Source organism: Atopobium sp. (assembly GCF_034113385.1).
Classification (GTDB): domain Bacteria; phylum Actinomycetota; class Coriobacteriia; order Coriobacteriales; family Atopobiaceae; genus Atopobium.
In genome coordinates this window covers 105,545-120,076 of sequence record NZ_JAXEXL010000014.1, presented here as the reverse complement: position 1 = coordinate 120,076, position 14,532 = coordinate 105,545, and the positions used below count along the sequence as shown (strand labels likewise).

Here is a 14,532-nt window from a genome sequence, read left to right as displayed (position 1 = left end):
AATCGAGCTGCAGTACGAATGGCACTCATATTTTTTGGACTTTTTCTAGCGGAATGCGCGTTATTCTTTTTGGTAAATGATGGCGAAATCTTTAACCGTGCAGCAGATTTTATAAATACCCTATCAGAAGGAAGCCATACTAGAGCGCAGCGTAGAGGAGTAGCCTTTACAGGAGCTCTTATCTGCCTACCTCTTATTATAGTGCCAGCGCTCACCGCTGTTGTTTTTAAGAATAGGTATATTAAGTCAGAAGCTGCTAAGGCTCTTATGCCAAGGTAACGTTGTGGAGCTCGTATCTACTACCAACATTGCGTGAGATGGAGTATTCAAAAGTAGTTCCACTGTCAAGAAAACCTATCTGCTCAAACTCAAGTAAAGGTTCATGTACTGCAACGCCAAGCTTTTAGCCACTCATTTAATTTCCGTTTACCAGGAGCTTCAAAAGTTTACTTTAGGGTAACCGTTAATTTCACGGGATTATGGTCGGTGTACTCAAAGCCCGTATCGATAGTCTTTACTGTGTTGATTTGGACGTTATCGGACACAATAAAGCCGTCAATCATATAAAACTGAAAGTTCTTATCAGCAGCATTGTAAGGACGGTCGAGTGAGCGGCAGGTTGGGGTGGTGGTATCCATAACGGCATTAAAGCCCTCGCCAAGTTGGCTGGTGTCCAACATGCCTGCTTGCCACAGTTTGCCGCCCTGAGCAGGATAGGCGCTCGTATCTACATTGCTAAAGGTTTGATTGAAGTCTCCACCTGCAATTACGTAATTACCCTTTGCGCGTTCTTGCTGCATAAGCTTTGCAAGTTGAGCCGTTTGCGCGGTTTTACCTTCGCCCTCATCGTAGGCCTCAAGGTGAAGGTTGATCATAACAAGCTCGGTATTACTATCCTTGACGGGGAAGCGCTCAACCAGCAGACAACGTTTAAGGTTACTCATACTTACTGGCCAGGTAAAGGGAATGGGTAGCTGAATCCGTTCAGCCTTGCTTGGTTGAGCGCTTGCGAGCGTTTGGATGCCACTTTCCACGTGGCCAATAGGAGGCAGGGGATAGGGCACAAAGCCAACCTGAAAATTCCGAGCAAACGCATAGGTCCAGTTGTGGGGGAATGCAGATTGCAAGATTTTCTCTTCATCAATGCCATAAGAGCGGGTGGAGTTTGCATCTACTTCCTGTAAAAATACAAAATCTGGGTTAAGAGACTGGAGCGTACGTTTGATATTGTCAACGTTGGACTGAACACCCTCTTTAGTAACGGACGTGACGTTTTTGCCGCCGTCCATAAAGAAGTCAGCCTCTTTAGATAGTCCGCCATAGCCAATGTTCCACGTTACAACGTTTACGGGCTTGCCTTTGGCAACGCTTGCGGGAGCGGTGCCCTCTACCTTAACAGTTTCTGTATCTGCAGGTTTAAACTCGGTGATTGAGAGCCAGCCAATAAAAGTAACGGCAGATAGCAAGATGCCAACAATAAGAATCCCAAATACTTTTACAATCGTACGTACCATATAGATGAACTCCTCAAGAGTTATATGAGCTTGTGTTAATGCGGCGTTGAGCGTATGCGCGCTGCATCATTTTACTGTATATGGATGCGTGGGTAGGGAATGCGTGGGTAGATACAGATAAAAGACGTGTAGGCAAGAGGCTGGTTCACAATGCAAATAAATGGGTATTCTCGAGTTCGTCAGCTGTTCTTTAGCGTGGTTATGGGCCTGCTCCCAGATACGCAACAAAAGATTTCTGGCCCTGGTTCATTGTGTAAGGCTGTTGATTTGTTGACACAACAAGATGTGCATAGTGTGTTGCTCGTAACCACTCCTGGCATGATTAAGCGCGGCACGTTGGATGAGCTTCTTACTGGCTTAGCGGCGCAGGGCATACAGGCTCACCTATATAGTGATGTTTTACCTGATCCAACAGATGAGTGTGCTGCGGCATGTGCGCAACGCTATAACGAGGGTAGCTGCCAAGCACTTTTGGCTGTTGGAGGTGGCTCTGTTATTGATTGTGCAAAGATTGCGGGAGCACTGGCGATAAACCCTGGCGCATCTGTAGCAGATATTTCTGGGTTTATGCGCGTAAAAAAACGCTTACCTTATTTTATTGCTGTTCCTACTACAGCTGGTACGGGGTCTGAAGTGACGGCTGGTGCGGTTATTACAAACGTAAGCAACCACGTTAAGCATCCAGTAAATGATTTGCGCTTGGTTCCCATGGTGGCAATTCTTGATCCTTGTCTTACGGTAAGCATGCCAGCAAATCTAACAGCATATACAGGAATTGATGCCCTGTCGCACGCAGTGGAGGCATATACCAATCGATTTTCTCAGCAAAAGACAAGGCAAGCAGCGTGCCAAGCGGTGCAGGCGATTTTTGCAAACTTGCCACGCGCATATGAGCATGGCTTGGATATGCAAGCACGAACGGCGTTGCTTGAGGCGTCATATGATGCGGGATATGCTATTACCCACAATTACGTGGGTTATGTACATGCTATTTCTCATGCTGTGGGAGCGTTGTATGGACTTCCGCATGGGTATATCAATGCGGTGCTTATGTCTCATGTGCTGCAAAAATATGGGTCTGCGGTGTATAAGCCTTTAGCAGAGCTGGCTTGCTGTGCAGGAGTGGCAAAAGATGGCGCGAGTGCACAACACAATGCCATGGCGTTTATTGACGCGCTTAACAAGCTTAATGAGCGGTTTGGTATTCCGCGTTCGTTGGCAGAGCTTGCTCAAAAGGATTTTGACCTCATAGCTACGCGAGCACTTGCGGAGGGAAATCCCACGTATCCAGTGCCTGTAATATGGGACAAACAGGATATTATTGAGGTGTTGGAGGCTGTTGCCCGTGGATGAGATTGACGTGAGTAAGGTTGATATGAGCGAGATTACCAATGTAGATGCTGGTAGCACGAGCACGGTTTGTCGCTGCTCTTGGGGTGAGCATGATGAGTTTTCTCGTGCGTATCACGATGAGCGGTGGTGCAAGCCTGTCCATGATGATGACGAATTGTTTGCCATGTTGGTTTTAGAGGGCATGCAAGCAGGTTTGTCCTGGAGTTTAATTCTTAAACGAGAAGCTGGCATCCGTGCAGCATGTGATGGGCTGCAGCCAGCAAAAGTTGCATTGTATGACGAGAATAAAGTCCAGGAGCTTCTTAATAATCCTGCGATGATTCGTAGCACGCGCAAAATCCATGCGATGATAAAAAATGCCCATGCTTTTTTGCGGGTGCAAGAGGAGTTTGGCAGTTTTGACAACTATATTTGGGGCTTTGTAAAGGGCGTACAAGTTGACCATAGGTTGGTATCTGAAGAACATATGCCTGCAAAAGACGCGCTTTCTGAGGCCGTGAGCAAAGACCTCAAAAAGCGTGGATTTGCGTTTGTAGGACCCGTAATTGCATATTCATACATTCAGGGCATAGGTCTGATTAATGACCATATAGTGCATTGCTCATTTCGCTAGGGGCCAGCTGAATTGTTAGTGGGCATCACGGATTTGCCGCTGGCGGAATAGTGCTTTTGGTACCTAAAAGCATAGATTTAGCTGGACTACTATTAGGACAGTGGGAACAGATAGAACTGTTAAGCTGCAACAAAATGCTATTTGGGGGGCTTACAATGTCGGCAAAAAATAATCAGAAGCTTAAGCTATTGCATGTAATGGATATTTTAACTGCCGAGACAGACCCAGACCATGGCTTAACCATGCCAGAGATATTGGAGCGCTTGCAAGAGCAAGGTATTTCTTCTGAACGCAAGAGTATTTATGCGGATATTGAGGCACTCAGAGAGTTTGGTTGGGATATTCGCAAGCTTCCTACACAGCCTGTTTCCTATGCGCTGGTGGAGCGTGACTTTGAGATTAGCCAACTTACCCTGCTCATTGATGCCGTACAGTCCAGCAGATTTTTGTCGGAGGGCAGCTCCCGTGCGCTTGTTAAATCTATCAAGCATATGGCATCAAAGCATGAGCAAAAGTTGCTCAATAAACAGGTACATGTACATGGTCGTCCCAAGACACAAGCGCAATCAGATTTTGTTACGGTAGATAAACTTCAGCAGGCAATTGCCCGCAAATGTAAGGTATCGTTCCATTACTTTAAATACAACGCAGACAAAAAGCGCGTGGCTCGTAAGGGTGGCGCATCACATGTGGTAACGCCCATTAACCTTACGTATTCTGATGGCAATTATTATTTGGTTGCTTATAGTGACACCGATGAGCAAATTCGTAATTATCGCGTGGACCGTATGGACCACATTGCTTTGAGTGACCAAGCGGCACAGCACAATAAGGCTATCTGCTCATATAACCCAGATGATGTGGGTAAATGCGCATTTAGCATGTATGATGGGGAACGTATAACGGCAACGCTGTATGTGAATGCAGACGTTATGAACGTGATTATTGATCGTTTTGGTACGGATGTTTTGGCTGTTCCCATAGAAGGCGGCGCGGCCGCTCGGGTGACGGTGGCTGTTAAAGAGAGCCCCGTCTTTTACGGCTGGCTTGCTACGCTTGGCACCAACGTAGTTATCGAGAATCCCGTGTCATTGCGCAAATCCTACAACGCTTGGCTTACAGGAATTGTTGACTTATATCAACAAGACTAGAACAAGAAAACGTGTACTTAATAGTAAGCACTACCTAATCATGAAAAAAGTTCCTCAATAATTGTAAAGTATGCTTGACATTTTGAGCAAGCAGGACAATACTAAATACAACAAAAAGTGTAAAGGACGCTTTACGCTTAGCGATGTCGCATAGTGTCAAAAAGTTATAGAGGTGTGTTTGCGGCACTTCTCGATAGATGTATAACCAGGGAGGCGTAGTGGAAAACAGAATCGTTTCTCTAAGACAAAAACATGGACTGACGCAGCAGAGTTTGGCTCAAAAAGTTCAAGTAACCAGGCAGACAATTATTTCGCTGGAAAAAGGCAAATATGACCCGTCCATTGGGCTCGCACACAAGATTGCACAAGTGTTTGGGCTGCATATTGAAGATGTGTTCATCTTTAGGGAGGACAACTAATAAATATTGAAAAGAAGGTTTTTGCTGTTGTCTTTTTACTTATTGCAGGCGTGGTGTTGGTAAGTGTTTCCAGTTTTGTGGTTCACGATAGCGCGCTCTTTGGCGCAGGCGTTGCATTCATGGCTATTGGATGTATCCGCGTGTATCAGTTGTTTCGGTACAAAACAGATGCTGATTATGCTGCCGAGCAAGACATCACCAATCACGATGAGCGCAATTTGGCCTTATTGGAACGTGCTCAATCTAAGACATTTGTCATTATGACAGTAGGGTTAGCCGTAAGTATTATCCCCATGAATTTGCTAGGGCAGGTACTTATTTCACAGGTTATCTCAGTCATTGTCTTGCTGCTACTTGCCACCTATATAGTGGTCTATTGGGTTATTTATAAGAACAATTAGTGAGAAGTTCACGAAGTACATAACGTGCAAGCAGTAACTATATAAGTGATAGCTATATATTCGGTAACTTGGTTCATAAAAACAGCTGCTCCAATGAGAGGAGCAGCTGTTAAAAGGTATTTACAAGAAAACTAGAAGCCGGTTACTTCACCAAGTTCATAGTGGTCAACTTGGCTAGGCTCAACGCCAAGTCCGGTTGCTTCATACTTCCAGGTGCCACCCGCCTTAAGGTTATTTGTATTGGCAAATGCAGTTCCAAGTTGATTGCCGTCCTTATCATACAGAACATAGCTAATTTGGATATACCCTACTTGTGCATCAGTATTATTAGTGAGGATGCCGCTAATTTTATATGAGTAGTTATCAGATGTAACTGACTCATCGCTAATGCTGTATTTTTCTTTCTTTTCTGTTTGTGCTTGCGTAGTAGCTGCGGGTTCGGAAGAAGCACTTCCAGAATCGGAAGATTTCTTACCTTGTCCACCAGCAATTGCGCCAATGGCGATTACGACTACTACGGCAATGATAATAAACTTAAGCTTGCCGCCCTTTTTCTTTTCATCTGCCATGATTTTCCCTTTCACATAAAGATGAATAACGCCTGTAACCACGTTAAAAAATATAGGGGGGGGGTATTCAAGGGAAAATACTTAAAAATCGGTCAGCGGATTAACAATTGCATAAAGAAAAGTTTCAGTCAGTTTCGGCCAGTGCAAAAGATTGATGGCTCGTGTTGTTATAGGTAACGAGCCATCAATTAAGCAGTTATTTAATGAGGGCAAGCATCTCGTCAATGGTTTTTCGACCAAACTCGACCTTCTCACCATCGTTAATGATGATGCACGGCACGCTCATGACGTTATAGCGATTCTTGAGCTCAGGGAAATGCCCCGCGTCATATACATGTGCCGTCACGTTGGGATTAAGCGACGCAATGCGTTGAGCTGCGGTAACGGTATCTGGGCACATGGTGCAGGTGAGCGATGTGAGCACCTGGATTTTTGTAGATGCCGCCAGCTCTTGGATTGCTAAACGCGTAGCATCGGGTAAGGGTTGGCCAGGGCCACTTACGTTATAGATTCCCAGCACAAATGGGGTAAACTCATGCCCGCCTGGCACGCCATGAAAGGCAAGGCCAGAATCTGTGCCTTCGGCGGTGCAAATACGAACGCAGGGTGTATCGGTGTCATGATGAGTAGAATCAGTATGGGTGCTTGGGCTCGTGTGGGGGCTTGTTGTGCCTTGAGTGGACATGCGCTCTACACTGATTTTATCGCTCAAAGATGCGAGCTCAGAGCAGTAAGCCTCAAGCTCCGCAGAGATTGGCCTATCATCAAGTTCAAGTTTGAGCACTACGGGATTTTCCATGCGTGCAAATACAGCATTGAGCTGGGCTATCATATCTGCCGAGAAAAGCGTGGAGCTTGTGTTGGATGCCGTGGGAGCTGTGGCTACATGGGGTTTCTCGGTAGCTGAAGTCTGCGGCTGATTGGCAGCCTGGGCGGGATGTTGGGGAATAATACCCGTCTTGTGTTGCATGGCAGCCAAGTGGTGCTCCATGTGGGTAGCGGCACTTGCTGCTTCACCAACGGCAGTGGTTATCTGGCGCAGGTCTTTTACGCATACGTCGCCAGCGGCAAAAATACCTGGTGCAGAAGTCTGGCATTGCTTGTTAGTGATGATGTTGCCCTGTTGGTCAAGCTCCACAATGTCTTTAATAAGGCCAGTTGCAGGGGTATAGCCAGCTAAAACAAACACTCCAAAGGTATCACCTTCTGGAGCATGATAGTGCGTGAGTTCACCTGTTTTCATATTACGATAGGTAAGCGCGCGTGGCATGGAATTACCGGTAAGCTCTACGACTTCTGTATTGGTATGAATGGTAATGTTTTTGTTGGCGCGCGCTGCCTGAGTTGAGGCTTCTGCGCAGGTAAAGTCATCGGTAATCATGAGGATGTGGACATGCTTGGCATATTTGGTTAAGAAAACGCTTTCCTCGGCTGCGGCAAATCCACCACCTATGACAAAGACATCCTTGCCGGTAAAGAATTCGCCATCGCAGGTGGCGCAATAGGCAACGCCATGCCCCTTAAACTGAGATTCACCAGGAAAGCCAATTTCACGTGGCTTGCTTCCAAGGGCCAGCAGGATGCCAAAGCAAGAAAAATCACCAGCGGTGGTGTGAACAACCTTAATATCATCGTCTACGGTAAAGCCAGTTGCCTGAGCTAGCTTGAGTTCTGCACCAAAGGCCTCTGCTTGTTCACGCATGGTTTTAGTGAGTGCACGCCCTGAGGTGCGGGCAATGCCTGGGTAGTTTACCACCTCTTCTGTGATGTTAATCTGGCCGCCAAACTCGTCTTTCTCTATAACTAATACTCGGTAGCGAGCTCGCGCCAGATAGATAGCTGCGGTAAGACCAGCAACGCCTCCGCCTACAATAATGGCGTCATACATGTTGTGTTTGTCCAAAGTGGCGTCTGTGGCAGCTGCCGCGGACGCAGGGGATTGTGTCATGGAGCCTCCTCTATGAAGACAAGTAACGACGAGAAGAACTGCTCGGAAAGCTAGCTTAGAAGAACTAAGAAAAACCCGGCGCTATAAGCACCGGGCCAAGAGCAATCCTCCCGGATGGGGGAAGTAAACAAAGTAATAGAGCGTTGCGCCCAAGCGAGCGCTTCAGCTTATAGCATACCTACGAGGTCGAGGCTGGGCTTGAGGGTTTTATCGCCAGGCTGCCACTTAGCGGGGCATACTTGGTCACCATGCTCGGCGACAAACTTTGCAGCCTGAACAAGGCGCAGCAGCTCTTTGGCGTTACGACCAATACCGCCAGCGGTTACCTCATATACCTGGATGCGGCCCTCAGGGTCTACGATAAAGGCACCGCGCTCTGCCAGGCCGTCATTCTCGATAAGAACCTCAAAGTCCTGGGCTAATACGTGAGCAGGATCGGCCAACATGGGGTAGGTGACCTTGGCAATGCGCTCGGACTCTTCATGCCAAGCCTTGTGTACAAAGTGAGTGTCACAAGACACGGAGTAGACCTCGCAGCCTTCTGCCTTAAAATCAGCGTAGATTTCTGCTAAGTCTTCCAGCTCGGTGGGGCAAACAAAGGTGAAGTCAGCAGGGTAGAAGAAGAACAAAGACCATTTGCCCAAAACATCAGCCTTGGTTACCGTTTTAAAATCATTGTTTACGAATGCCTGAACAGAGAAGTCACTAATTTCTTTACCGATAAGAGACATACATACCTCCTTGGATGCGCTGCACACGTATGTGCGATGCGCTTGGGACAGTAGATATATTTAAGTTACCCCATTCTTACTCTTATTGATACAAAGAAAGTAACATTTTTAGTTAAACTCCACTAACTATTTAAAAGTGGGTTAGGCGTAGCGCTCCCGCAATGCTTTGAGGTGGTGTTCCATATCTGTTGCAGCGTGAGCAGCTTCACCTACCGCAGTGGCAACTTGGCGAAGCTCTTTAATACACACGTCACCTGCTGCGTAGACACCCTCAACAGAAGTGCGACAGTTATGGTCCGTTATAATGGATCCGCGTTCATTGAGCTCTACAACGCCTTTAACCAAATTGGTATCTGGGGTATAGCCTGCCAAAATAAACACGCCAAAAGTATCACCAGTTGGGGCAAGGTACTCTTTGCGCTCGCCTGTTTTAGTATTGCGCGTAAGCAGACGACGTGGCACTGAATCACCTGTTACTTCGAGCACTTCCGTGTTGGGATGGATAGAAATCTTTTTGTGTGCACGGGTTTTCTCGGTAGCTGCTGCCGCGCAGGTGAAGTCATCGGTAATCATGAGGATGTGAACATGCTTGGCAAATTGAGCCAAATAGACGCTTTCCTCGGCCGCGGCAAATCCGCCACCAATTACAAAGATATCCTTGTCTTTAAATGATGCTCCATCGCAGGTAGCGCAGTATGTTACGCCGCAGCCTTTATACTTGACCGCACCAGGAAAGCCAATGGAGCGGGGTGCGCATCCAATAGTAAGAAGGACTCCATAGCAGGTAAAGGTGCCCGCGGTAGTGTGGACGGTTTTGATGTCTTTGCTTACCTCAATGCTGGTGGCTTCTGCAATGAGTAGTGTGGCACCAAAGGATTCTGCTTGTTTTTGCATGGCGCGGGTGAGTTCTCGGCCGCTTGTGCGCTCGATGCCGGGGTAGTTAATAACCTCTTCTGTGATGTTAATCTGGCCGCCAAACTCGTTTTTCTCGACAAGGAGCACGCGATAACGCGAGCGAGCAAGATAAATAGCAGCGGTAAGTCCGGCAGGGCCTCCGCCAATGATGATTGCATCAAAAAAGCTATCGTCGTTCTTGTTGTTGGTGTTTGCGGGGGTATTGGTGCTTGCGGGAGTGTTTGTGCAGGCGGTAGTACAGTCTGTAGCGCAGGCGGCAGTACGAGTGGACATAAAAAGCTCCTTTGTAAAGCTACGCAATGGTGTGTACATAGGATGCGATAACAAGGTGTGATAACAACTTGGTAGTGCCATCGTTCTATGTATTTTTGTAAACAACCTTTTTGCTGTCTTTTAAGCAGGAGCGTAAGTCAATACTTGGAACTTCAAATAATCTTTATAGTATTTGCGCTGTGCGGTAGAAATCTGCGGGTGAACGCACAATATATGCGACTAAATTGGGCTTTTAGATAACTGTCCCAATATATGGACATCTGGCGCAGCAATAAGTCATATGCTTTCCTCACGATGTAAAACATATCGTATAACGCAAGGTCATTTCAGTTGTAAAGGCAGTAGCTAAGTAGGTAATACAGCTGGCTCTACATTGAAGTAAGGAGAAAAACATGTCAGAAGACAAGAACGTGGTTACCAATGCGCCTCAGGCACCAGAGAAAACAACCGTTGTTGCCAGTATTGGAGGTACAGGAATGCCCAGCAAGAATCCTTTTTGGAAGAAAAAATGGTTTAAGATTACTGCGATTGTGTTTGTGCTGCTTTGCATAATTGGTAGCTGTAGCGGCAATAAAAAGCAATCAGATTCCTCACACGCTTCATCTACAACTGCATCCGCGCCGGCGGTTACGCAAGAAGAAAAAGATAAGACAGCTACAAGTGAAGAGATTTCTAAACTGCAGGCAAATTATGACCAATACATCAATGCAGATCAAAATTGGCTTGCTAGCTATACGCCAGAAAGTGTTGCAAAGCTTACTGCCGCGCTGGACAATGCAAAGAAGGTTTTGGATAACACCTCTGCTACAAGTAAAGAGGTTAACAAAGCTTCAGATGATATTCTCAATGCCGTAAAGAACCTCAAGGAACCTGAGGCGCCCGCGGAGCATAAGGCTGCTCTTAAGAAAGCACAAACCTATAGCGACCGTATGTATATGTCCAAGCAGGGCATTTATGAGCAGCTAACGTCTGAGTACGGCGAGGGTTTTGAGCCAGAAGCAGCTCAATATGCTATCGACCACGTTAAGGCGGACTGGAATAATAACGCACTCCAAAAAGCCAAGACGTATCGTGACCGTATGTCCATGTCTAAGAACAACATTTATGAGCAATTAACCTCGCAATATGGCGAGAAGTTCACGGCAGATGAAGCTCAGTATGCAATAGACCATTTGGATGACTAGTTTTATGTGGAGTAAGGCATGCAGCGTTTAGATTTTCTCGATAGATTTTCTCGACCGAAGTATGAACCTGCTGCCTTACTCGTTTGATAAGTACCTAGCTCTGGCTATCTTTTTGTCTACCAAAATATTGGTATTTTTTAACTCAATGCATCAAAAAGGTGCATTTATAGAATAAGACAAACCGCTGGTCGATTTGAAAGGTAGCATAAATAGGGCTAATAACTACCCTAAAGCAAAGGGGACCCGAAGGCCCCTTATCATGTTACCTATTACAAGGTATCAAAAAAGGTAGATATGATTAAGGTGTGAGTATATGAGGGCAACCAGAATATCGTTATCACCAGAAGCTCGTATTTTATGGGCAAAAACTGACATGAGCAATGATGAGCAGCGTGGTTATTGGTTGCCACTCTATGTCCATATGGTAGATTCCGCCAATACCGCGCAGTATCTTTGGCGTGATTGGTTACCTACTTCAGAAAAACGCGTTATAGCTAGCGCTGTAGGTGGAGATGAAGCTATAGCTGAAGCTCTTTTAGTATGGCTTGCTGGAATTCATGACATTGGAAAAGCTACACCTAATTTTCAGTGTAAAGTGCCTGAGCGTGCAGAAAGCGTTTTGACTGCTGGTCTAGTTCTTCCATCTCCCTATAGGATGGGTAGTAAAAATGAATCTCATGCCTTTATGGGTGAAGCGGTTTTGGATATATGGCTAAAAAACCGTGGCTGGAACTTTCCAAGTACATATTCTTGCATTGTAGGTGGCCATCATGGTATGCCTCCTTCATCTGATGATGCCATTGATGAGTTGAGTAATGCTTCTATTCCGAGTGAAGTTCTTGGAAATGATAGTTGGAAATTTGCGCAAACAGAGCTTCTTAATTGGATGTTTGATTTTTCTGGCTTATCTCGATATGAAGACAATCTGAAAGAGAATGGATTATTACAGCCAGCTGAAGTATTGCTTACGGCATTAGTTATTATGGCAGACTGGATTGCTTCGAATATAGATTTTTTTCCACTTACCAATGGTTATGAAAGCGCAGATAATTTGAAGCTGCGTGCAGATGAAGCATGGGAAAAACTTAGATTGCCCAAAGCTTGGAATGGCTTGTGTTCCCTATGTAATAGTCCTGACGCGTTTAACCAATTCTTTCATGAACGTTTTATGGGCTTTCCAAAGCATGCTTATCTGAGACCGGCACAGATGGCGGCACTTGAAGCAGCGGAGCAGATGGAGGAACCGAGCCTTCTTATTATTGAAGCACCTATGGGTAACGGAAAAACGGAAGCATCTTTACTTTGTGCGGAGGTGCTTGCAGGTAAGTTTGGTAGTGGAGGCGTTGCATATTTATTGCCAACTATGGCGACGTCAAATGCTATGTTTGCTCGAGTTAAGGACTGGTTGGATACTGTTATTGCAACATTTGATGCTCCTACTCAATCAATGCAGCTACTGCACAGTAAAGCTGCATTGAACTTAGATTTTTCACAACTTAAAACTTGGCATTCAAGTTCAATGGGAGATGTCTATGAACATATTATTTTAGATGGAGAAGGAGTGATTGCTCATCAATGGTTTGGCGGTCGTAAACGAGGTCTGCTTGCTTCTTTTGTGGTGGGTACTGTGGACCAGCTCCTTATGGCTGCACTTAAAACTAAACACGTTCAACTTAGACATCTTGGTCTTGCGGGTAAAGTTGTTATCATTGATGAGGTGCATGCATACGACACCTATATGAGCACCTATCTTAATCGCGTGCTTTCTTGGTTGGGTGCCTATGGTGTCCCCGTTATTTTACTTTCTGCAACACTGCCACCTGCAAGACGCAAAGCTCTTATGAAGGCATACTGTGGGCGTGATAACAACAGGACACGGCGCTCTCATCAGCTTGAGATTCCAGGTGCTCCACGATTGTCAAACGGTAAACCAGCTTATCCAGTCATATCTGCTCTGTCCCGGAACTCAAGCGTAAGTCCTCTCTTTAAACCTTGCACTATTAAAGAAGATGGAATGAATGTTGCTGTTGAATTTGTCTCAGACAGTGATAGCGCACTTGTTGCAAAGTTATCTAGCTTACTTGTAAATGGTGGCTGTGCCTGCATATTGCGCGATACTGTAAAACGTGCACAGACAACGTATCGTATGTTACAAGAACATCTTGATGATACCTTGCATGGCACGGAATTAAAGCTTGTTCATTCTCGTTTTGTGGCTGCTGATCGTCTGAAAAATGATGCAGAGTTATTGGATTTGTTAGGGAAAGACAGAACAAAACGTCCAGAAAAGCTTATTGTCGTGGGCACACAAGTCATGGAGCAATCGCTGGATATTGATTTCGACGTAATGTTTAGTGATATTGCTCCTATTGACTTACTGCTACAACGTATGGGTCGTTTGCATCGTCATGAACATGGAGAAAAATCAAAAGATCGGCCAGCTCAACTGCGTACAGCACGCTGTTTCATTACTGGCGTTAATGATTGGAAGGATAGTCCTCTTACCTTTGCTAAGGGAGTTGATTCGGTGTATCCGCAAGCATTGCTTATGCGAACAATCATTGCATTGCGTGGTATGGAAGATGCAAAGTCTAGAATAAATGTTAATTTGCCCCATGATATTGCAAGTCTTGTTGAGTGTGTCTATGCGATTGAATCTGATTCTTCAGAAGAACTTAATATTCCATCTGAGTGGATGTCACAATATTATGATGAAGAGGTAAAGCTTAAGAAGAAGCAAGATAAATCCGCCGCACGTGCTCATACGTGGCTTATTGACAATCCAAAAATAAAACGACCAATGAACCTCATAGGGTGGCTCAATGAATCGCTGTCCATCACTGATGAAGCAGTTGGCCGCGCAACAGTACGTGATTCACAAGAATCAATGGAAGTCATTATGGTGCAGGAGCAAAAAGGTAAGTATTATGTGCTACCTTGGATTGATAGTACAGTCTATTCAGATAGGGAATCTCAGTCACTCGGAGATGGAGAAGAGATTCCTGATGATGAAGTCGCTAGGCTTGCAGCAACATGCACAGTGAGTTTACCTCCTCAGCTAACTTATCCAAACATAGTAAAAGATGTAATGTATGCTCTTGAAAAAACTTGGCCTGTTCGGGGCTGGCAGCAATCTCGCTGGCTCAATGTTCCCCGCACACGCGGGGATGATCCCAACCAGGCTAAAAACATCGCCCAGAATGGACCAGGTTCCCCGCCCACGCGGGGATGATCCCGGCATCTGTAGTACGCTCCAGCTTTTTAGTTTATGTTCCCCGCACACGCGGGGATGATCCCAGTCAGCTGCCATTCCTTACGCATAATACTCCATGTTCCCCGCACACGCGGGGATGATCCCTGTTACAGTCCCCGGCAGTCTCGGGAAGCATTTAGCCCGAGGGACATATGCAAGTATATGTAAATCAGTTGGTTGGTAGGCAAGGCGGGGGATAAGCCCCCGC

13 protein-coding genes and 1 pseudogene are annotated in these 14,532 nt (G+C 45.9%); 8 read left to right on the top strand and 6 right to left on the bottom strand.

The annotated features are described in order from the left end of the window. Nucleotides 1-279: hypothetical protein (locus tag SPD80_RS04990; RefSeq protein WP_320828767.1), on the top strand; the 279-nt coding region annotated here is incomplete at its 5' end. On the opposite strand, the pseudogene SPD80_RS07435 reads toward SPD80_RS04990, so the two are convergent. Both SPD80_RS07435 and SPD80_RS04985 read right to left on the bottom strand, forming a co-directional pair. After that, a pseudogene (locus SPD80_RS07435) lies at nucleotides 266-388 on the bottom strand (GntR family transcriptional regulator); the annotation flags it as partial. The gene SPD80_RS04990 and the pseudogene SPD80_RS07435 overlap by 14 nt on opposite strands. A gap of 58 nt (nucleotides 389-446) precedes the next feature. Then, on the bottom strand, nucleotides 447-1,514 hold the full coding sequence (locus tag SPD80_RS04985) for an endonuclease/exonuclease/phosphatase family protein (protein ID WP_320828766.1): 1,068 nt from the start codon (nucleotides 1,512-1,514) through the stop codon (nucleotides 447-449). A gap of 150 nt (nucleotides 1,515-1,664) precedes the next feature. Here SPD80_RS04985 and SPD80_RS04980 point away from each other — a divergent pair, with 150 nt between their 5' ends. The 5 genes from SPD80_RS04980 (at nucleotide 1,665) to SPD80_RS04960 (ending at nucleotide 5,451) form a co-directional block, all read left to right on the top strand. Then, the gene (locus tag SPD80_RS04980; RefSeq protein ID WP_320828765.1) at nucleotides 1,665-2,867 is read left to right on the top strand and encodes an iron-containing alcohol dehydrogenase; all 1,203 of its coding nucleotides are present in this window, start codon (nucleotides 1,665-1,667) and stop codon (nucleotides 2,865-2,867) included. 7 nt (nucleotides 2,868-2,874) lie between these two features. Further along, nucleotides 2,875-3,480 carry a DNA-3-methyladenine glycosylase I gene (locus tag SPD80_RS04975; RefSeq protein WP_320828763.1) on the top strand — a complete coding sequence of 202 codons (606 nt, stop codon included), beginning with the start codon at nucleotides 2,875-2,877 and terminating at the stop codon, nucleotides 3,478-3,480. Nucleotides 3,481-3,635: 155 nt separating this feature from the next. Continuing rightward, complete coding sequence (locus SPD80_RS04970) at nucleotides 3,636-4,631, top strand: WYL domain-containing protein (protein WP_320828762.1); 996 nt, start codon at nucleotides 3,636-3,638, stop codon at nucleotides 4,629-4,631. Nucleotides 4,632-4,849: 218 nt separating this feature from the next. Continuing rightward, nucleotides 4,850-5,050: a helix-turn-helix transcriptional regulator gene (locus SPD80_RS04965; RefSeq protein WP_320606237.1), complete on the top strand. Its 201-nt coding sequence runs from the start codon at nucleotides 4,850-4,852 to the stop codon at nucleotides 5,048-5,050. Between the two features lie 119 nt (nucleotides 5,051-5,169). Further along, a complete protein-coding gene (locus SPD80_RS04960; RefSeq protein ID WP_320828761.1) occupies nucleotides 5,170-5,451 on the top strand; it encodes a hypothetical protein in 282 nt (93 codons plus the stop codon). A gap of 131 nt (nucleotides 5,452-5,582) precedes the next feature. On the opposite strand, the gene SPD80_RS04955 is transcribed toward SPD80_RS04960, so the two are convergent. From SPD80_RS04955 to SPD80_RS04940, 4 genes are all read right to left on the bottom strand, one after another. Next, nucleotides 5,583-6,020: an FxLYD domain-containing protein gene (locus SPD80_RS04955; RefSeq protein ID WP_320606239.1), complete on the bottom strand. Its 438-nt coding sequence runs from the start codon at nucleotides 6,018-6,020 to the stop codon at nucleotides 5,583-5,585. Between the two features lie 196 nt (nucleotides 6,021-6,216). Then, entirely contained in the window at nucleotides 6,217-7,968 is a 1,752-nt protein-coding gene (locus tag SPD80_RS04950) for an FAD-dependent oxidoreductase (RefSeq protein WP_320828760.1), read from the bottom strand. Between the two features lie 167 nt (nucleotides 7,969-8,135). Next, the gene (ahpC, locus tag SPD80_RS04945) at nucleotides 8,136-8,699 is read right to left on the bottom strand and encodes an alkyl hydroperoxide reductase subunit C (RefSeq protein WP_320606241.1); all 564 of its coding nucleotides are present in this window, start codon (nucleotides 8,697-8,699) and stop codon (nucleotides 8,136-8,138) included. 141 nt (nucleotides 8,700-8,840) lie between these two features. Then, a complete protein-coding gene (locus SPD80_RS04940; RefSeq protein WP_320828758.1) occupies nucleotides 8,841-9,887 on the bottom strand; it encodes an FAD-dependent oxidoreductase in 1,047 nt (348 codons plus the stop codon). Nucleotides 9,888-10,279: 392 nt separating this feature from the next. Here SPD80_RS04940 and SPD80_RS04935 point away from each other — a divergent pair, with 392 nt between their 5' ends. Both SPD80_RS04935 and cas3 read left to right on the top strand, forming a co-directional pair. Further along, the gene (locus tag SPD80_RS04935) at nucleotides 10,280-11,071 is read left to right on the top strand and encodes an Ltp family lipoprotein (protein ID WP_320828756.1); all 792 of its coding nucleotides are present in this window, start codon (nucleotides 10,280-10,282) and stop codon (nucleotides 11,069-11,071) included. A 313-nt stretch (nucleotides 11,072-11,384) separates the two neighbouring features. After that, complete coding sequence (gene cas3, locus SPD80_RS07430; protein WP_414429696.1) at nucleotides 11,385-14,303, top strand: CRISPR-associated helicase Cas3'; 2,919 nt, start codon at nucleotides 11,385-11,387, stop codon at nucleotides 14,301-14,303. Nucleotides 14,304-14,532: the final 229 nt, after the last annotated feature.